At 71.9% G+C, this 17,970-nt stretch carries 19 protein-coding genes and 1 pseudogene; 10 read left to right on the forward strand and 10 right to left on the reverse strand.

Annotated elements, in window-relative coordinates:
• Positions 1-426: 426 nt before the first annotated feature.
• Positions 427-564: pseudogene (locus OG870_RS03565) on the forward strand (ABC transporter permease subunit); the annotation flags it as partial.
• Here OG870_RS03565 and OG870_RS03570 read toward each other — a convergent pair.
• Complete coding sequence (locus OG870_RS03570; protein ID WP_327692383.1) at positions 498-854, reverse strand: hypothetical protein; 357 nt, start codon at positions 852-854, stop codon at positions 498-500. The pseudogene OG870_RS03565 and the gene OG870_RS03570 overlap by 67 nt on opposite strands.
• Here OG870_RS03570 and OG870_RS03575 point away from each other — a divergent pair.
• Together OG870_RS03575 and OG870_RS03580 are read left to right on the forward strand one after the other, a co-directional pair.
• The gene (locus tag OG870_RS03575; protein WP_327692282.1) at positions 841-2,484 is read left to right on the forward strand and encodes a glycoside hydrolase family 13 protein; all 1,644 of its coding nucleotides are present in this window, start codon (positions 841-843) and stop codon (positions 2,482-2,484) included. The two genes, OG870_RS03570 and OG870_RS03575, sit on opposite strands and share 14 nt — an antisense overlap.
• A 191-nt stretch (positions 2,485-2,675) precedes the next feature.
• Positions 2,676-3,254: a PAS domain-containing protein gene (locus OG870_RS03580; RefSeq protein WP_405627028.1), complete on the forward strand. Its 579-nt coding sequence runs from the start codon at positions 2,676-2,678 to the stop codon at positions 3,252-3,254.
• Here the strand turns inward: OG870_RS03580 and OG870_RS03585 are convergent.
• Both OG870_RS03585 and OG870_RS03590 read right to left on the reverse strand, forming a co-directional pair.
• Positions 3,206-4,108, reverse strand: a complete 903-nt coding sequence (locus OG870_RS03585) for a DUF3626 domain-containing protein (protein ID WP_327667743.1) — start codon at positions 4,106-4,108, stop codon at positions 3,206-3,208. The genes OG870_RS03580 and OG870_RS03585 overlap by 49 nt on opposite strands.
• A gap of 141 nt (positions 4,109-4,249) precedes the next feature.
• Entirely contained in the window at positions 4,250-5,248 is a 999-nt protein-coding gene (locus tag OG870_RS03590) for a quinone oxidoreductase family protein (RefSeq protein WP_327690604.1), read from the reverse strand.
• 149 nt (positions 5,249-5,397) lie between these two features.
• Here OG870_RS03590 and OG870_RS03595 point away from each other — a divergent pair, with 149 nt between their 5' ends.
• Positions 5,398-5,985, forward strand: a complete 588-nt coding sequence (locus OG870_RS03595; RefSeq protein ID WP_266524294.1) for a CGNR zinc finger domain-containing protein — start codon at positions 5,398-5,400, stop codon at positions 5,983-5,985.
• A 188-nt stretch (positions 5,986-6,173) separates the two neighbouring features.
• Here OG870_RS03595 and OG870_RS03600 read toward each other — a convergent pair whose 3' ends face one another.
• Positions 6,174-6,770: a TIGR03086 family metal-binding protein gene (locus OG870_RS03600; RefSeq protein ID WP_266524291.1), complete on the reverse strand. Its 597-nt coding sequence runs from the start codon at positions 6,768-6,770 to the stop codon at positions 6,174-6,176.
• A gap of 121 nt (positions 6,771-6,891) precedes the next feature.
• Between OG870_RS03600 and OG870_RS03605 the strand changes: the two genes are divergently transcribed.
• The 3 genes from OG870_RS03605 (at position 6,892) to OG870_RS03615 (ending at position 10,863) form a co-directional block, all read left to right on the forward strand.
• Positions 6,892-8,163: an FUSC family protein gene (locus OG870_RS03605; protein ID WP_266524289.1), complete on the forward strand. Its 1,272-nt coding sequence runs from the start codon at positions 6,892-6,894 to the stop codon at positions 8,161-8,163.
• Between the two features lie 70 nt (positions 8,164-8,233).
• Positions 8,234-9,280, forward strand: a complete 1,047-nt coding sequence (locus OG870_RS03610) for a hypothetical protein (protein WP_327690605.1) — start codon at positions 8,234-8,236, stop codon at positions 9,278-9,280.
• Positions 9,281-9,615: 335 nt separating this feature from the next.
• Positions 9,616-10,863, forward strand: coding sequence for a lactonase family protein (locus tag OG870_RS03615; RefSeq protein ID WP_327690606.1), 1,248 nt, complete (start codon positions 9,616-9,618; stop codon positions 10,861-10,863).
• Here OG870_RS03615 and OG870_RS03620 read toward each other — a convergent pair.
• Positions 10,831-11,556, reverse strand: coding sequence for a DUF2470 domain-containing protein (locus OG870_RS03620; RefSeq protein ID WP_266593593.1), 726 nt, complete (start codon positions 11,554-11,556; stop codon positions 10,831-10,833). The two genes, OG870_RS03615 and OG870_RS03620, sit on opposite strands and share 33 nt — an antisense overlap.
• 84 nt (positions 11,557-11,640) lie before the next feature.
• Positions 11,641-12,249, reverse strand: coding sequence for a TetR/AcrR family transcriptional regulator (locus OG870_RS03625; RefSeq protein WP_266524281.1), 609 nt, complete (start codon positions 12,247-12,249; stop codon positions 11,641-11,643).
• A 118-nt stretch (positions 12,250-12,367) separates the two neighbouring features.
• Here OG870_RS03625 and OG870_RS03630 point away from each other — a divergent pair, with 118 nt between their 5' ends.
• The gene (locus OG870_RS03630; RefSeq protein WP_266524279.1) at positions 12,368-13,936 is read left to right on the forward strand and encodes a cytochrome P450; all 1,569 of its coding nucleotides are present in this window, start codon (positions 12,368-12,370) and stop codon (positions 13,934-13,936) included.
• Here OG870_RS03630 and OG870_RS03635 read toward each other — a convergent pair.
• Both OG870_RS03635 and OG870_RS03640 read right to left on the reverse strand, forming a co-directional pair.
• Complete coding sequence (locus OG870_RS03635; RefSeq protein ID WP_266593591.1) at positions 13,898-14,728, reverse strand: pentapeptide repeat-containing protein; 831 nt, start codon at positions 14,726-14,728, stop codon at positions 13,898-13,900. The two genes, OG870_RS03630 and OG870_RS03635, sit on opposite strands and share 39 nt — an antisense overlap.
• Positions 14,729-14,785: 57 nt before the next feature.
• Positions 14,786-15,586: a phosphotransferase enzyme family protein gene (locus OG870_RS03640; RefSeq protein WP_266524275.1), complete on the reverse strand. Its 801-nt coding sequence runs from the start codon at positions 15,584-15,586 to the stop codon at positions 14,786-14,788.
• 50 nt (positions 15,587-15,636) lie between these two features.
• On the opposite strand from OG870_RS03640, the gene OG870_RS03645 reads away from it, so the two are divergent.
• Positions 15,637-16,356, forward strand: a complete 720-nt coding sequence (locus OG870_RS03645) for a Clp protease N-terminal domain-containing protein (RefSeq protein ID WP_266593589.1) — start codon at positions 15,637-15,639, stop codon at positions 16,354-16,356.
• On the opposite strand, the gene OG870_RS03650 is transcribed toward OG870_RS03645, so the two are convergent.
• Positions 16,353-16,847 carry a GIY-YIG nuclease family protein gene (locus tag OG870_RS03650; protein WP_266593587.1) on the reverse strand — a complete coding sequence of 165 codons (495 nt, stop codon included), beginning with the start codon at positions 16,845-16,847 and terminating at the stop codon, positions 16,353-16,355. The genes OG870_RS03645 and OG870_RS03650 overlap by 4 nt on opposite strands.
• Positions 16,848-17,039: 192 nt before the next feature.
• Between OG870_RS03650 and OG870_RS03655 the strand changes: the two genes are divergently transcribed.
• Entirely contained in the window at positions 17,040-17,240 is a 201-nt protein-coding gene (locus OG870_RS03655) for a DUF5999 family protein (RefSeq protein ID WP_266524268.1), read from the forward strand.
• 35 nt (positions 17,241-17,275) lie between these two features.
• On the opposite strand, the gene OG870_RS03660 is transcribed toward OG870_RS03655, so the two are convergent.
• The gene (locus tag OG870_RS03660) at positions 17,276-17,911 is read right to left on the reverse strand and encodes an FxLYD domain-containing protein (RefSeq protein ID WP_266593585.1); all 636 of its coding nucleotides are present in this window, start codon (positions 17,909-17,911) and stop codon (positions 17,276-17,278) included.
• Positions 17,912-17,970: the final 59 nt, after the last annotated feature.

Genomic DNA, 17,970 nt, shown 5'->3' on the forward strand with positions numbered 1-17,970 from the left:
CTAGCTTGCAAGCGCTGTCTCGCAGAGGCAGCAGATGCGTCGAAGATTACCCCAGGGGGTAGTCATCAGATGCTCTGAGCTGCAAAATCACCGTTTTCAAGCAGCATGACAGCGCCGCCACGAGCTCGGTTCCGTTCGACCCGGGAGCGACAGTGAAGATCAGAACGACCAGAGCGTTGCGGCGCTCTGGCGCCTTGTGCGGCGCTCGCCGCCCTGGCCGCGTGCGGCTCGGTGTCGAGCGGGCCGGCCGGCCGCTCCTCCTTCGAGGGGCGGGGCCCCATCACCGCCGATCGTGGCGGCCGGGAGGTACCGCGGCGGCCTCTACTCCGTCCCGGCGGGCTCGGACGGCGGCATGCTGTGCTACCGCACTACCAGGCGATGATCGTGCCCAGCATGTCGTTCACGCTGCCGCTCGCGGTGTGGAACCTGACGGCCTTCTTCCGGCAGATGCCCGACGAGCTGGAGCACGCGGCCATGATCGACGGCTGCACCCGCGGTCAGGCGTTCCGCCGCGTCATCATCCCGCTCGGCGCGCCCGGCATCTTCACCACCGCGATCATCACCTTCACCGCGACCTGGAACGAGTTCCTCATCGCACTGTCGATGACGAACGGGCCCGACATCCAACCGCACCCGTCGCGATCTCCAAGTTCGCCGGCGCGACCCAGTTCGAGACGCCGTTCGGCAGCCAGATGGCGGCCGGAGTCCTGGTCTCCGTTCCGCTCGTCGTCGTGGTGCCGCTGTTCCGGCGCCGGATCGTCGCCGGCCTCACGGCCGGCGCGGCGAAGTAGCCCTCTCGTCCCAGGTATTCCCACCGAAATCCGAGGAGCAGACACCACCATGTCCAGCAGCACCGCACCTTGGTGGCGCGACGCCGTCATCTACCAGGTCTACATCCGCAGTTTCGCCGACGGGAACGGGGACGGCGTCGGCGACATCGCCGGCATCCGCTCCCGGCTGCCGTATCTCAAGTGGCTCGGCGTGGACGCGATCTGGATCAACCCCTGGTACAAGTCACCGATGGCCGACCACGGTTACGACGTCGCCGACTTCCGGGAGATCGACCCCTTGTTCGGCACGGTCGCCGAGGCGAAGCAGCTCATCGAGGAGGCGCACGCGCACGGGATCCGCGTCATCCCCGACATCGTGCCCAACCACACCTCCGACCGGCACGCCTGGTTCCTGGCCGCGCTGGCTGCCGGACCCGGCAGCCCCGAGCGAAAGCGCTACGTCTTCCGGCCCGGCCGCGGGCCCGGCGGCGCCGAGCCGCCCAACGACTGGGTGTCCTGCTTCGGCGGCCCGGCCTGGACACGGTTGCCCGACGGCGAGTGGTACCTGCACCTGTTCGCCCCCGAGCAGCCGGATCTCGACTGGGAACACCCGGACGTACGGGCGGAGTTCGAGTCGGTCCTGCGCTTCTGGTTCAGCCGGGGCGTGGACGGATTCCGGATCGACGTCGCGCACGGTCTCGTCAAGCACCCCGAGTTGCCGGACCTGCCGCCCCGCCCGGAAGTGGCGCCCGAGGGGCCCCGCCGGCACGTCGACCATCCGCATTGGGACCGGGACGAGGTGCATGACATCTACCGCGCGTGGCGCCGGGTGGCGGACGAGTTCCCGGGTGACCGCTCGTTCGTCGCCGAGGCATGGGCGGACACCCCGGAGCGGCTCGCCGCGTACGTCCGCCAGGACGGCCTGCACACGGCGTTCAACTTCGACTTCCTGATGTCGAGTTGGGATGCGAAGGACCTGCGTGCCGTCATCGACGACTCCCTCGCCATGCTCGGTGCGGTGGGCGCCCCGGCCACCTGGGTGCTCTCCAACCACGACGTGATGCGCCACCCCAGCCGGTACGGCCGCAAGGTGGTGAAGCGGTGGGTGGCGGGCGAGACCTACCGGCCCGAAGGCCCCCTGGATCTGGAGCTGGGCACGCGGCGGGCACGTGCGGCGGCCCTGCTGATGCTCGCCCTGCCCGGCGGCGCGTATGTCTACCAGGGCGAGGAGCTCGGGCTGCCCGAGGTCGAGGACCTGCCCGAGGCGGTGCTGCAGGACCCGGTCTGGGAGCGGTCCGGGCACACCGACCGCGGGCGCGACGGCTGCCGGGTGCCGATCCCGTGGTCGGGGTCGAGCGCGCCGTACGGCTTCAGCCCCGAGGGCAGCGAAGCCGCGCCCTGGCTGCCGCAGCCCGCCGGGTGGGCCGGCCTCGGGGCGGCCGAGCAGACCGGCGCCGAGGACTCGACGCTGGAGCTGTACCGCGGCGCCCTGCGTCTGCGCCGCGAACATCCCGCCCTCGGAGACGGCGGCCTGACCTGGCTCGACTCCCCCGCCGGAGTCCTTGCCTTCGGACGCGACCCCGGCTTCCTGTGCGTGGTGAACCTGTCGGCCGAGGCCTATCGGCTGCCGGAGCACTTCTCGGTTCTGCTGGCCTCCGGGCCCGTGCGGGACGGTCTGCTGGCACCGGACCACGCGGTCTGGCTCGCGGTCTAGCGCGCTGTACGGGGAGGTCAGGGCGGTCTGCGACCCGGTCTGGTCTCCCCGTGACCGTCCGGGAATTCACCCCCGGCGCGCACCGCATGATTGCGTGGTGCACGCAGTGCGCGTCCCCTCGCGCGGGGTGGCAGGAGGTGTGGGTGGAAGAGGCCAGCCGGGAGGCCGTGGTGTGGCGCAATCGCGCCCACATGCTCTTCGACCGGGTCTCCGTGCCCGTCGCCGTGTGCGATGTGCACGGAGTCGTCCTGCTCGCCAATCCCGCGATGGCGGCCGAGTGCGGTACGGCCCCGGGGCGGCTGCGCGGCCGTGCCGTGCTGGAGCTGTTCCGGCCGCAGGAGACGACGCAGGTCGAACGGATCGCGCAGGCGCTGCGGCTGCGACACCGGTCGCGGTACGAGGTGTCGGTGCGGTGGGAGGCGCCCGGCGGCACCGAACGGTTCGGGGAGCTGACGGCCGATCCGGTGAGCGACACCGTGCAGGACACGCCCGCCCTGCTGGTGATGCTGCGTGTGCAGGGCGAACGCGACGAGCCGCTCCCGGACGCGCCCGCTCCCGTCGCACCCGTGGAGGCCCGCATCCTGGCGCTGCTCGCCGCGGGCGCCACCACGGCCAGGGCAGCCAAGGAGACCGGTCTCAGTACGGACGGGGTCACTTATCACCTGCGGCGGCTGACGGCACGCTGGGGCGCGTCGAACCGTACCGAACTGGTCGCCCGGGCCTACGCGCTCGGTGTTCTCACGCCCGGAGTGTGGCCGCCCGGCAGATAGGCGGTGCCCGCTCCCTCGGGTGCGCCGAAACGGGCGAGCGTGTGCCACACCATCTTCAGGGCCTGCAGCTCGTGACGGCCGGTGCGGGCCGCGTCCCCGATGATCCGCGGGTCCAGCCGGCCGTCCTCGGCGATCCGGGCACCCAGCTCCACGTACTCCTGGCCCCGGTAGTCCGCATGGCGCCGCAGCTGGGGCACGGTGAGCCGGTAGCCGGGGTGCCACTCGACGGTGCAGGGCAGGAGACGGGCCGCTGCCTCGACCGAAGTCCCGCGGTAGCTCTTGTCCAGGACAAGTGCCTCCATGTGCGCGGCGAGAAGGACGCCCCCGTGGACCTGGGCCTCGACGTAGTCGTTGAGGGCGTCCTGCTCGTCGGCCTCGGCGAGGGCGATGAGCGACATGCCCGCGGCGACCCCGAAGTCGGCCGGTTCGGCCGCGCTGTCCGGGTAGCAGAAGGTGGCGCGGGCCACGGCGTCCGCACCGAGCCGGAAGTGCGAGGAGCCGAAACGCGGTGCCGCGCCGACCACTTGGCGCCGGAAGTTCAGCGCGCCGTACACGGGCCGGTCGTGCGCGTCCGCGGCGTCGTAGGCACCACCGAAGATCCGGGTCTCCCAGCGATGGCGATCGCCGCCGGGGTGTGCGGTGAGGCCGCCATTGCTGGTGCCGGTGACGAACTGGGAGTGGTAGGCGCCGTCCTGGGCCAGTGCCCGGAGGATGGGCAGCCCGTCGATGAGCCGGTCGGGGTGGAAGTTCAGCGTGATGCGCAGGTCCGGGTCGACGGCCGGGCCTGTGGAGCGGGCGGCGACGTGACGCAGCGCCGCCCGTGCCCAGGGCGTCCGGGCGTTTGCGAAATCCACTGGCTTCCCTCCACGGGATTCTTGGGTTCCGACGGGCGCGAGCCCCTGGGGACCTCCCCCAAGAGATCGCTCACCGAGCAGGACATCCGCAACTCATTTTGTCGCCTCATTTTGTCGCCGGCGCGAACGCCTGCCGCGGGATCAGAGGTCGGCCACCGCCAGGACGATCTTGCCACGGTTGTCCCGCCGTTCCAGCAACTCGTGTGCCGCACGGGCCTCTTCGAGGGGTACGACGGTTTCGACCGGCACCCGGTACGTCCCCGCGGCGACCCGCTCGGCCAGCTCGCGCAGGTCCGGTCGGGGGTCGTAGCCGTGGATCTGGAGGTTGGTGAGCTGGAAGCCGAGGATGGACACGTTCTTGGGATAGAAGTCGCGTGTGTCGACGGTGCTGGGCTGCAGGGCGACGTTGGCGAGGGCGATCACCCGGCCACCGTGACCGGCCTCGCGCAGGCTCCGTCCGAACGCCGGGCCGCCGACGGTGTCGAGGACGACGTCGGCCCCTCGCCCGTCGGTCAGTCGCAGCACCTCGTCGACCTCCGCGTCGTCGGGATGCGCGGAGGTGTCGACCGTGTCCTGGGCGCCGAACTCCCCCGCCCAGGCCGCCTTCTCCGCGGATCCGGCGAGGGCGATGACCCGGGCGCCGGCTTCGGCGGCCATCTGGACGGCCGCGCTGCCGACTCCGCTCGCGGCCGCCTTCACCACCACCGTGTCCCCCTTGGCGACCTTGGCGAGATGCCGCACGCAGTACCAGGCGGAGAGCCAGGCCACGGGCAGTGTGGCCCCCTCTGCAAGGCTCACGCCGTCCGGCAGGGCGGTGACCTGCGTGGCTCGGACCGCCGCCAACTCGGCATAGAACCCGGGGGCGTTGATCCCGTCCAGGGCCATGACCCGCTGCCCGACCTCAAGGCCGGTCACCCCCTCCCCCACCGCCGCGACGACGCCGGCCGCCTCCACGCCCGGGATCAGCGGCGGGCGCCCGGCCCGGTGGTAGAGGCCCGACCTGATCAGGGCATCCGCCCGGTTCACGCCCGCCGCCGCGATCCGCAGCAGCACCTCACCGGGCCCCGCCACGGGATCCGGCACCTCGACCGGCACCAGCACCTCGGGCCCGCCGAACTCCTCGATCCGTACCGCACGCATACCGCACCCACTTCCTGCCACGGCCACTCACGCGGCCGACACCGGTTGAAGTGGTGTCACTCTCCGACACCACTTCAACCGGTGTCAAGAGGGGGCGTCCAGGCTGGACACCGCATGAACCGGTGTACGCCCGGTGTACGCTCTCCCGTATGACCGGCATCTCCGCCTCCGCCGACCCGGCGCTCGCCTTCCCGTTCATCGGCGGCCGCCCCTGTCTGAACTTCGTGGCGACGCTCGGGCGACGGCACGGCACTCCGCTGGAGCGGCTCCCGGACCCCGCCACCCTGGCCCGCTGGTTCGCGGAGGCGGAGCTGGCCGCGGACGACGAGCCCGTGCCCGTCACCGCTCGGGACCTGGCCTACGCCCGCGTCCTGCGCGAGGCCCTCTACCGCGTCGTACGCACATCCATGGCCGGTCAGGAACAGGATCCGGCCGACGTGCGGCTGGTCAACGAGGCGGCGGCACGCCCGGATCTCGCCCCTCAGCTGGGCCCCGTGCGCTGGACGGCCCACCGGCCCGCTCGGGCCGCCCTGGCGACGGTGGCCCGGGACACCGTCCTCCTGGTGAGCGGTCCCCAGCTGGATCGGGTCAAGGAGTGCGAGAGCCCGCACTGTTCACTGCTGTTCCTGGACGACTCCCAGGCCCGGCGCCGACGTTGGTGCTCCATGGACCGCTGCGGCAACCTCGCGAAGGTCTCCGGCTACCGGTCACGGAGCCGGGCGGCCACCACCCGGTGACGATGGATCAGACGTCCTGAGCGGGAGCGAGCTCGGCCGGGATGTGGTGGCCGGGCAGGTCGTCGACGTCGCCGTCAACCGGTTCCGGGCGGTGACGAACGGGTTGTTCGGGCCGAGTTCTCGGCGGTGGCGAACGGGTTCATCGGGCTGTGTCCGCTGACCGTCGTCACCGCCGCACTGCGCCAGCGTCAGACGCCCGCCGGGGTCCAGTGCGGGTCGCGGCCCAGGAAGGCGAGCAGCGCCTCGGCCCGGTCGTAGTCCCGTGCCGGCTCCAGCGCGGGCGCGAACACCTGGTAGGAGTCGCGGAGATGGTCGACGAGCCGCTCCGCGACCGGCCAGATCCCCTCGGCCAGTTCCCCGGACAGCGGCCGGTCCTGGCCGGTCGCGACCGCGATGTCCCAAGCGTGCACGGCCGCGTCCATGGCGGCCGCCGCGGCGGCGAACGGCAGGGGCAGCGGGCCGAGCGGCGTCGGCACCTGCTCGCCGTCGGCGGGCAGGCCGGCATACGTGTCCGCCACCGCGCGCAGCACCTTGTCGAGCTCCGCCGCCGGATCCCCGTCGAGGGCGTCTCCCGGGTGGAAGGGGTCGGAGTCCGGGCGGCCGCCGGTGATCGCGAAACCGTAGCCCTGCTGGTCGATCCGGGCGTGGTTGAGGACCTGCCGGGCCGTCCACGCGCTGCACGGCGTCGGCGCTCCCCACACCGCGTGCGGCACCGCGGCGACCACCTCGGCGAGATAGTCGTGCGCCCGCGTGAGAACCTCGATGCCCTGGGTGTTCTCCATCATTGTTCCTCTCCCGTCACCCTTCGACCGACACCAACAATCTAGGGTTCCTTGCGGACAGTTACGGTCCTCAATGACAGTTCGGGCCACACCGGCTGCGTCCTGGAAGGAGTGAGCCCCGCGCATGCGAGTGGTACGTGAGTGGACGGCGTCCCTGGTGCTCCAGGTGAAACGGCGCCGCGACCCGGTGGTCGTACAGACACTGCGGTCGGCGGTCGCCGCGACGATCGCCTACGTCGTCGCGCTGCGTCTCAGCCCCGAACCCGCGCCGCTCACCGCGCCACTGACCGCTCTGCTGGTCGTCCAGGTCACGCTGTACGCCACGCTCACCAACGGGATCCGCCGGGTGAACGCCGTGGTGGCAGGCGTCCTGGTCGCCATCGCCTTCAGCCTCCTTGTCGGTCTGACCTGGTGGAGTCTGGCCCTGCTGATCGTGGCCTCGCTGGTGGTCGGGCGTCTGGTGCGGGTCAACGAGTACGTGCCCGAGGTGGCGATCAGCGCGATGCTGGTGCTCGGCGTCACGACCGTCGGGGACACGGCCTGGGCGCGGATCGTGGAGACGCTGATCGGCGCGGTCGTCGGGTTCGCGTGCAATCTGCTGCTCGCGCCGCCCGTCTGGGTGGACGAGGCGGGCGAGTCGATCGAGGGGCTGGCCCGCCGGGTGCGGCAGCTGATGCTGCGCATGGGTGAGGAGGCGGCGGGCCGCACGCCGGTCGAGCGGGCGACGGAGCGGCTGCACGAGGCACGCAGGCTCGACCACGACATCGTCGAGGTGGACGCGGCGCTCCGACAGGCCGAGGACAGCCTTCGGCTCAATCCCCGCGTGAGTGAGGGCCTGCTGCACCGGGTGGTGCTGCGCACGGGGCTGGACACGCTGGAGATCTGCACGGTCGTGCTGCGGGTGCTGGCGCGGACCTTCACCGACCTCGCCAAGGAACGTGAGCCAGAGCGGCTGTTCGCGCCCGAGACGGGTGCCGCCGTGGAACGGTTGCTGTCCGAGATCGCCGACGCCGTGGTCAGCTTCGCGGTGCTGGTCACCAGCCATGTCAGTGCGAGCGCCGAGTCCGCGGAGTCCCGGCTGGCCGCTGAGCTGCGCCAGGCCGCGGCCACCCGCGACAAACTGGCTCAGCTGCTTTTGGAGGACGTACAGCGGGACGCCCGTACTTGGCAGCTGTACGGGGCCGTGCTGACCGAGGTCAACCGCATCCTCGACGAGATGGACACCGAGCACCGTTCGCGGCGCCTCTTCGAGGAGCTGGACCGCACCTCCCGCGAGCAGCGCGAGCGCATGCCGCGGCTGACCAGGCTGCGGGAGGGGCTGCGCGACTCCGAGATGCTGCGCGTCCCGGACGTGCTGCGCCGGAACCGCGGCGACGCCGCCCGTCGTTCCAAGTGACGAGGGGGCCGGGGCGGCGTACGTTCTGGCACCGGAGCCGAAGGGGCGGGCTGGGATGAAGGGGGCGGGGATGACCGACTCGACTGTGCGGATCGACGGGAACACACTGCGGCTGCCGGGCGGGGTGGCGGTGCGGTTCGTGCGCACACTGCGGCTGCCCGAGACGGGCACGCATCCGCTGCCGCCGGGCCTGGGCGAGTTCCCGGTGCGCCGGGTCACCGACTACCCGGACACGGTGCCCGCGCAATGGCGTGCACGGGGCGGCGTGATGCTACCGGTGTATCTGCGCGAGGCGATGTGGCTGACCTTCGCGGGCACGGCGGAACCGGCCGCTCTGCAGGTCGGCGTGGGCAAGGTGTGCGCGGTCTCGGGCAGGAAGTGGAGCGACCGCCTCTCCCGCGAGCCTCAGAACTACCTCGTACTGCCCCGCCAGCCCTGGCTGGACGGCATCAACTCCGGAAAGGGCACGGTCCGCCAGTTCGTGGCGGTGCCGCTGGGCCTGGGGGCGACCGTCGAGGGCCAGGTCACCGGCGAGGAGACCTGGGGCGGCGTACAGCTGCAGTCCTTCCCGCTCGTCGAGCCGAGGCTGGCCGAGTGGCGGGAGGAGGAGCGGCGCCGCTCGGAACTGCAGCGGATGAGCTTTACGGGTGGGGGCTACGGCGCGGCGATGCCGATGGCGGCGCCCGCGCCGGGGGCGGCTCCGGGGGCCGCTCCTGCGGGTCGTCCGCGGCCTGCCGCGGCCATGGGTCTGGGTGTCGGCGGTTCGATGCTCCAGGAGGTCTACCGGGACGACCGGCCGCTCAAGGACTGGGCCGAGCAGCCTGCCGGGCGGGTGTTCGTGCACCTGGTGACACCTCCGGAGTGGCGCCGTATCACCGGCGAGGCTCCGCCACCGTCGCCCGTGGACCGCGCGGCGTACACCCGGGCCGGACTGCCCTGGTACGACTACTACGACCAGGAGGCCGAGGACCTCGCGCCCACGGAGGCACTGGAGGGCGTACAGCCGGTCGGCGACTGGCTCGGCGACGACCACGAACCGTGGCAGGATCCCACGCCCCACCAGGTGAAGCCGCTGAAGGACGCACCGGGCAAGGCGGTCGAGGACGGCGACTGGTAACCGGTCGAGGACGACGGCCGGCAAGCCGATACCCCCGGACCCCGGACAATGCCACCGAGCGCGTCGGACTGATCGGCCGGGCGTGGTGGACCCGTGGCCCGGATTTCACTCTCCGGCGTCGCCAGGTCGGTCGGCGACGAGGGCTCCTCGGGCACCCGCGAGGCCCGGTCCCCTCGCCCTCGTCGTGGCGCCGGTCCTGGTCGCGGTCGGCGGGTGGGCGGGGGCGGGCGCCCATTGCACCCTGCGCAACGCTCATTGCCGGTCTTGCGTGGAGCGGCGGCGCGCGTCATGGTGGCATGTCACGAGCGCGGCGAGCGACCACCGGAGGTGCGGACATGGACAGTGGGGCAGGAGCGACCGGCGGCGGCCTGAGCAGACGCCGCTTTGTCGGCACGCTCGCGGGAGCGGCCGCGGTGACGGCACTGCCGGCACCCGCACCACCCAAGTCCGCGTCCCACGCGTCCACCCCCACGACCCCCGAGCTCGCGGCGGCCGATTCCGGCCAACCGCCCGCCGAGCGGTCCGCACCCCACCCGTCGGCGAAGCCCTCCTCCGGGCCCCACCCGCTCTACGTCGGCACCTACACCACCGTCGACGGCGGCGGCACGGGCATCGGCCTCGCCACATACGACTCGACGACCGGACGTGTCACCGGCACCGGCACCCTCACCGGCGTAGCCAACCCGTCGTACCTCGCGATCCATCCGAACGGCCGCACGGTGTACGCGGTGAACGAGCAGGACAACGGCGCCGTGACCGGCGTACGCCTCGCCGACCGCAGGATTCTGGGCGCGCGCAGCACCGGAGGGGCGGGTCCCTGCCATCTCTCCGTGCATCCGAGCGGCCGCTGGCTGCTGAGCGCCAACTACACGTCGGGCAGTGTGGCCGTGCATCCGATCGACGACTCGGGCGCGCCGGGCGAGCGCACGGACGTGGTGACGCACTCGACTCCGTCGCCCGGCCCGGGTCAACAGGGCCCGCACGCCCACCAGTTCATCACCAGTCCGGACGGCGGCCATGTGCTCGCCGTGGACCTGGGCACGGACACCGTCTACACGTACCGGCTCGACGAGCGCCGCGGCACGCTCACCGAGGTCTCACAGGCGCACACCCGGCCGGGCGCCGGCCCGCGCCACCTCACGTTCCACCCCGGCGGCCGGCACGCCTATCTGGCCAACGAGGTGGACGACACGGTCGCGGTCTGCGCGTACGACTCCTCCACCGGCCGTCTGACGATCGGCGAGCCGCAGTCGACGGGCTCCGGCTCGGGCACCAACTACCCGGCGCAGATCCTGGTGACGGCGAACGGCTCCTACGCCTATCTCGCCAACCGCGGCCACAACAGCCTCGCCCGCTACGCCGTCGAGGCGGACGGAGCGAAACTGCGGCTGCTCGACACGGTGCCGGTGTCCGGCGACTTCCCGCGTCAGATCGCCTTCTCGCCGGACGGCACGCTGCTGTTCGCCGCGAACCAGAAGTCCGGCACTGTCAGCGTCTTCCACGTGGACGGCAAGAGTGGTGAACTGCGGCTCGCGGGCGAGCCGTTCGCCTCACCCGTCGCCGTCTGTGCGCTGCCGCTGTAGGGCGCGCGGGCAGGAGGCGGCGCCGGCCTGCGCGAGCAGGACGTGCATGCGCTCGGTGAGCTGCCCGACGTCGTCGGCGGGAGCGTGGAACGGCAGTCGTACGTCGCCGTGGGCGCAGTTGCGCTCGATACGCAGCGTCAGTCCGTGCCGGTCGACGGCGAGGGGCTGGACGCGGACCGCGCCGTGCAGGCCGGCATGGTCGACGAGCCGGGTGAGCCGTTCGACGGCGTCGGCGTGGCAGTCGGCGAGATGGGTCAGCAGGTGGGCCTCGGCGAGGGCCAGCGGGTCGGGCTCGGCCGCGGCGAACTCGTCGAGGTCGACGACCACCGCGCCGGACGACTGCCGCAGCACGATCCTGGTGGCCCGCAACGCCAGATGGCCCTCCTCCGGGATGAAGTACCCCGCCAGCCACAACCGGGCCCGGATCCGGCCCCGAACCGGGACGGGTGCCACGTCGGCGAACTCCAGCACGGCGTGCGGCTCTCCACGGGGCGCGCAGATCGCGGCAGCGAGCAGGGCGCTGTCCTCAGGCACGCGCAACAGAACCCGGCCCTCCTCGTCCACGCTGTGCGCACCGACGAACTCCTCGCGGCCGCCGTCCCCGGTCACCGCGCAGGACCAAGCGGCGGCGAGCACCGAGCGGGCCCGTTCGGCCGCGGCGGGCGCGACCGTCCAGCTGGGGCTGTCACTCATCCCAAACCTCCTTAGGTAAGCCTTGCCTAACCTATCGAAGATCGGGGTGCAGGCCAACCATGGGGTCGCGGAAACGAGCGCGCTTCAGGGCGCGATGGCACCCAGCAGCGTCCGGGCGCACAGATCCCGCACCTGTTCCCGGGTCAGGTCCGAACCTCGCAGCCACTCCAGACAGACGGCCGTGGTGAAGGCCAGCCAGCCGCGGACGGCCAGCTGGAGGTCGGGGCGCTGCTGTGCGAGAAGGCCCAGTTCGGGATCGGCGGCGAGGGTCGCCAGGATCTGCCGTTCCTGCGCGGCCACCGCCAACTGGTAGACCCTGCGGACGGCCTGGTCCCCCGCCGCGTCCGCACGATGGAACGCGCGGAAGCCGTGCGCGTGGGCATGGACGTACTCCAGGAAGGTGTCGAGACCGGCGGCCAGTTGCTCACGTGCCGGGACCCCGGGCACGGCCGCCGTCATCCGCAGCATCCGCTCGCTCTCGCGCTCGACGACCGCCGCGAAGAAGTCCCGCTTGGTCGGGAAGTAGTGGTACAGCAGTCCGCGCGAGACACCGGCGATCTCGGCGACCTGCTCGATCCACACCTCGTCGTAGGGACTCTCCGAGAACAGCCGCGCCCCCACCGACAGCAACTGCTCCCTGCGCTCCTCGGTGCTGAGCCGACGCCGTGTGCGCCCGCCCTGGTTCGCGGCCATCCCAGCACTTTACTTGACGTCGGTTCAACGACGGGACCAGACTGGGGATCGCTATTGAACCCATGTACAACAGGTGCACGACAGCTCAACCTGCCGCTGATTCAAGGGAGATCGCGTCATGGCGCAGACGACGTCAGGGGCCGGACCGGCGACGGAGGCCGCGCTTCCCAGAGGCTTCCGTGGCGCCGAGCTGGGCTGGCCCGAGCTGCACCGCATCCCGCATCCCCCGCACCGGCTCCCCCTGCTCGGCGATGTGATCGGCGCCGACCGGCGCACGCCCGTCCAGGACTCCATGCGCCACGCCCGGCAGCTGGGGCCGGTCTTCCGGCGCAAGGCGTTCGGCAAGGAGTTCGTGTTCGTGTGGGGCGCCGGGCCGGCGGCCGACCTGGCGGACGAGTCGCGCTTCGCCAAGCACGTAGGCCTCGGGGTCGCCAATCTGCGGCCGGTCGTCGGGGACGCGCTGTTCACGGCGTACAACCACGAGCCCAACTGGCAGCTGGCGCACGACGTCCTGGCCCCGGGTTTCAGCCGGGAGGCCATGGAGGGCTACCACCCGATGATGCTGGCGGTGGCCGAGCGCCTCACCGACCACTGGGACCGCGAACTGACCGCGGGCCGGGCGGTGGACGTGCCGGGCGACATGACCAAGCTGACGCTGGAGACGATCGCGCGCACCGGGTTCGGGCACGACTTCGGGTCCTTCGAGCGCTCCCGGCCGCATCCGTTCGTGTCCGCGATGGTGGGCACCCTGTCGTACGCCCAGCGCCTGAACACGGTGCCGGCACCGCTGGCCCCGTATCTGCTGCGCCGGGCCTCGCGCCGCAACGAGGCCGACATGACCTATCTCAACCGCACGGTCGACGACCTGGTCCTGGCGCGCCGGGCCTCGGACGGGGGTGGGGACGGGGACCTGCTGGACCGGATGCTGGAGACGGCCCACCCGCGGACCGGTGAGCGGCTGTCGGCCGAGAACGTGCGCCGCCAGGTCATCACCTTCCTGGTGGCCGGCCACGAGACGACCTCGGGCGCGCTCTCCTTCGCCCTGCACTACCTCTCCCGGCATCCCGAGATCGCCGCCCGCGCCAGGGCCGAGGTGGACGCGGTCTGGGGCGACACCGCGGTGCCCGGCTACGACCAGGTGGCCAAGCTGCGGTATGTGCGCCGGGTGCTGGACGAGGCGCTGCGGCTGTGGCCGACGGCGCCGGCCTTCGCACGGGAGGCCCGCGCGGACACCGTGCTGGCCGGGGACCATCCGATGAAGCGGGGCGCGTGGGCGCTGGTCCTGACGATGATGCTGCACCGCGACCCCGAGGTGTGGGGCATCGACCCGGAGCGGTTCGACCCGGACCGCTTCGATCCGAAGGCCGTACGGGCCCGCGCGCCGCACACCTTCAAGCCGTTCGGGACGGGGGCGCGGGCGTGCATCGGGCGGCAGTTCGCCCTGCACGAGGCGACGCTGGTGCTGGGACTGCTGTTGCGCCGCTACGATCTGCGGCCCGATCCGGACTACCGCCTGCGGGTCACCGAGCGGCTCACGCTGATGCCCGAGGGACTGCGGCTGCACCTGGAGCGGCGCCCGGTCCCGGCCGGTGCCGACGCCGCGGCGACCTCCGCGACGGCCTCCGCAGCAGCCGTCGACGAGGCTCCCTCAGGCCCGCGCTGTCCAGTGCACGGGGCGGGTGACTGAGTCCGGCAGCCGGGTGCCCGCGCTGCCGCGGGCGGCGTTGAGCTGGGGCTGGGTGAGGAAGAAGGCGCCGGTCAGGTCGGCGTCGGTGAGATCGGCGTCGCGCAGGTCCGCACCGATCATGTCCGCTTCGCGCAGGTCGGCGCCGGTCAGGTCGGCGGCTATGAGGTAGGCGCCGCGAAGGTTCGCACCGCGCAGGTCGGCTCCCTTGAGGCGGGCGCCCATCAGATCGGCGCCGCGGCGGTCCTTCCTGCGGCCTCGGGTGCCCGCCCGCACCAGCTCGCTGGTCTTCAGCAGGAGCACGTTGACCTCCTGCCGGTGCGCGGGCACGTCCAACGCGGCCAGCTGCTCGGGAGTGCCACGGGTGAGGTCCTCGGTCTTCTCCAGGGCGCGGCGCAGCTCGGCGTGGACCGGGCGGGCCGGGGGCAGGGCGAGGGCCTCGGTGAGATACCAGAGCAATTCGTGCAGCTGCCGTACGACCGGGAAGACGTCGAACATGCGCCGGGCGTCCTTCGCCGGGCCCGTGCGCCAGTCCTGCCCGCCGAAGGTGACCTGCGAGACCTTCTGTCCCGCGCCGAAGCAGTCGTAGACCGTGCAGCCGGTGAAGCCCTTGTCCCGCAGCCGGGCGTGGATGCCGCAGCGGTGGTCCCCCCGCAGGTTCGGACAGGGCTTGCCTGCCTGCTTGTCGATCGCGAAGTCGGCGGAGGCGGCGAAGGGCAGGGCGACACAGCACAGCCCGAAGCAGCTCTCGCAGTCGCCGCGCAGGCCGGCACGGTCGGCTATGTGATCTGGCATGCGGCCCAGCCTATCGAGGTACGGCAGACCGCCTGTCCGGCGGGGATCACCGGCTGCTCAGGCCGAGAGGAGGGCCCGCTCCCACTGGTCTGCCCGCTGCTCGATGTACTCGGCGTCACCTCGCCAGGCGTCGCCGTGGCCCTGGGCCCACAGGGTCGTCCAGGGCTGAACGCCCTGGGCGGACTGGTCGCGCAGGAAGTCGTGCATGGCGCGGGTGCGGCGGCCCAGCATCGGCACGAGGGCGCGGCGCTCGGCCTCGTCCAGCCCGTATGCGTCTGCGAAGACGCGCAGCCGGTCGGCGGCGTCGGGGCTCTGCCAGTCGGGGTGTGCGGACAGCGGCACGAAGCCACGGATGGCGTAGGCGACGTCCCACAGGCGGGAGCCGGGGGCGGCGGTGTCCCAGTCGATCAGAGACAACTCGTCCCCCTCCGCGACCACGAGGTTCCACGGCGCCAGGTCCTGATGGGCGATGATGTCGGCTCCCTCCGCGGGGACGAGCACCTGCCAGCACGCGTCGGACGGCGGAGTGAAGTCCTGTACGGCATCGTGGAGATCCCGGACCAGACGGGCCACTCGGGCCAGCTGCTTTCGGGGTTCCACCAGGGCGAAACGGTCCGGCCAGATCACCTCGCCCGGCATGAAGGTCAGCACCTCGCGGCCCTGTTCGTCGATCCCCAGGGGGCGGGGGGCGGCACGGAAGCCGGCCTCGTGCAGGTGGGTGAGCAGCGCGTGCACCGCCGGTGTCCAGGGACCCGCGGGCCGCCGGACGGTGTCGCCGACGCGGACGACGCCTGCGCTGACGTTGCCACCCGACAGCGGCTGCTCCTCCTCGTGTGCCGGTTTCTCCTCAACTCCCATGAGGGCAAGTGCACGTTGACAAATCCGCTTTGTCAAGGCGCACTTGCCTCATGACGCTTCCCGATCTGGACGACCTCATCGCCGAAGTGGACCGCACCTGTGCCACCGCCCACCGCCCCGGCGGCCAGGATGAACAGCCCGACTGGCTGGCCCTGTTGACCGTCGCCGCCCGGATATCGGGACGGCTCCAGGCCCTGGCCGACGACCTGGTCGAGGACTACGTCGAGCACTGCCGGATGCACGGCTCATCATGGACGGACGTCGGTGCCGCCCTGGGGGTGACCCGGCAGGCGGTGCAGCAGCGCTTCCAGGCACCCCACAAGCGCTACGCCCCCGAGACGATGACCGAGGACCTGCGGCAGGCCATGGTCCACGTCAAGGAGGCCGCCGTGCGACACCACAACAACTACATCGGCACGGAGCACCTGTTGTGGGGGCTGACCGCGCGGGACAACAGCGCCACCCGTCTGCTGCGGGCGTCGGGTGTCTCGCCCGATGCCGTGCACCGCGCCGTCGGCGACCGGTTCGGCTTGGGCGCCTCCCGGGCTGCCGAGCGGATCGCATGGACTCCCTACTCCCGCAAGGCGCTCGCCCTCGCCGAGGCGCGCGCCGAGCGGACCGGCTCCCAGCTCATCGACTGCGCCGACCTGCTCATCGGCCTCGCGCAGGTGGGTCGCGGAGTCGCGGCAGCGGTGCTCACGGAGAGCGGCGCGGACCTGGGCACGGCGGGCTCGGGTCCGGATCCGGGTCCGGGTCCGGTGCTGGGTTAGCCGTCCGCGCGGGCAACGTCCTCGACCGCCCTGACCTCCTCGGTCAGCTTCGCGATCCGGGCCCGCTTCGCCCTGATCCCGCGCTCGATGAGCCGCAGATGGGTCGGCGACACGGGGACCGTGGCCTCGAACTGCTCCAACCGCCGCCGCTCCACGGCGAGTTCGGTCCTGAGCCGGGAGGCGGGGTCCGGGGGCGGGGGTGGATTGCGGCCGTTGAAGACCACGTTGCACTTGGGTCGCTCGGCGAAGACGGCCTCACGTTCGGCGGCCTCGGGGTCATCCGGATAGTCGATCCGTATCGCGATGACACTGGGCCCCCACGGCTGCTCCCGCAGATGTGTCCGCACGCGCGTGAGGGGCGAGACGGAGATCCCGACATAGAGAAGCCCCTCGACACCGTGCAGCCGGTACAGCGCCGTCCGGCCCCGGGTGTACAGGCTGCCCTCCTCGTCGAACAGGCCGCGCAGGAACTGCGCGTCGACGTCGCCCATGTCGCCGCCCCCCTCACTCGTCCCTGTCCTCACGCTCCCACGCGGGTCTGACATCGACGGCTGCGGAACCAGATCTCACCGATGAGTTTCCGGCCGTGTGGGGGTCTGCTCATACAACGGAAAACAAGCTCGGGTACCACAGAGACAAGCCCCACTCAAGGCGGGAGCCCGGACGGATCGAGGAGACAGATCATGTGCAGCCACCGGCCTTCGTGCCCCACCGCAGACAGCCCGGAACACCACCTGGCAGTGATCGTGTCGGCCCACCCCGAACAGGGCTGGAGCCTGCTGTGCAACGGGACGATCGTGTTCGACGACTCCGGTGAACTGCTGCCGGACGGTCGCGTCGTGAACCCGCACCGCGCCCTGGGCCCGCTGGCCGTCGCCGCCTGATCCCCGGCCGCCGACGGGCCCGATGAGGCGCCGGGTCAATACCGTTGCGCCTTGGCGAGGTTCGGGGTGAGTACGGGCTCGGGGGGCTTGCGACTGATGGCGATCGGCTGGGCCTTCTCGCCGGGGGCGAGGTCCTCGGCGCCGACGTACCGGGTCTCCACCACCTTGCCGGAAGAGTCCTTGAAGTCGACCCGGACGGCGTAGGACGCCTTCTTGTCGGTCTTGTTGGTGATGGTGACCAGGACGGCGAGCAGTCCGCCGGTCTGGGAGCGCGGCTTGCCGATCATGGAGACGTCGGACATCGCGTTGCCCTGCCCCTTGACGTTCTTCAGTTGGCTCTCGGCGGCCCTGTTGGCGCGCTCCACCTCGGCCGACACGGAGGCCTCGAAGGAGGAAGCGGCGGCGGAGGCCGACGCCGCTGCCGCGGAGGCCCTGGCACGCGCCGATGCGGCCGCCGACGCCAGCGCGGAGGGCGCCGTACCCGAAAAGGACGCCGTGTCCGGTGCGGTGGGCCGTTCGGTGGAGGGTGTGCTGGAACTGCCGCTGTCGTCGTTCGAGCTGCACGACACAAGTGTGAGGGTGCTCGCCATGGCCGCCACGAGGGCCAGCGAGGCGACGGCCGGCCGAGGCCGCACCGCTCGGCCTGGGCAGCGGGAAGGCCTCGCGTTCATCGGGTCATGTCCTTTCGCGGCATCCGGGCAATGAAATGAACCTTATGCCGGAATAATCC

Origin of the sequence: Streptomyces sp. NBC_00461, from assembly GCF_036013935.1 — a bacterium.
Classification (GTDB): domain Bacteria; phylum Actinomycetota; class Actinomycetes; order Streptomycetales; family Streptomycetaceae; genus Streptomyces.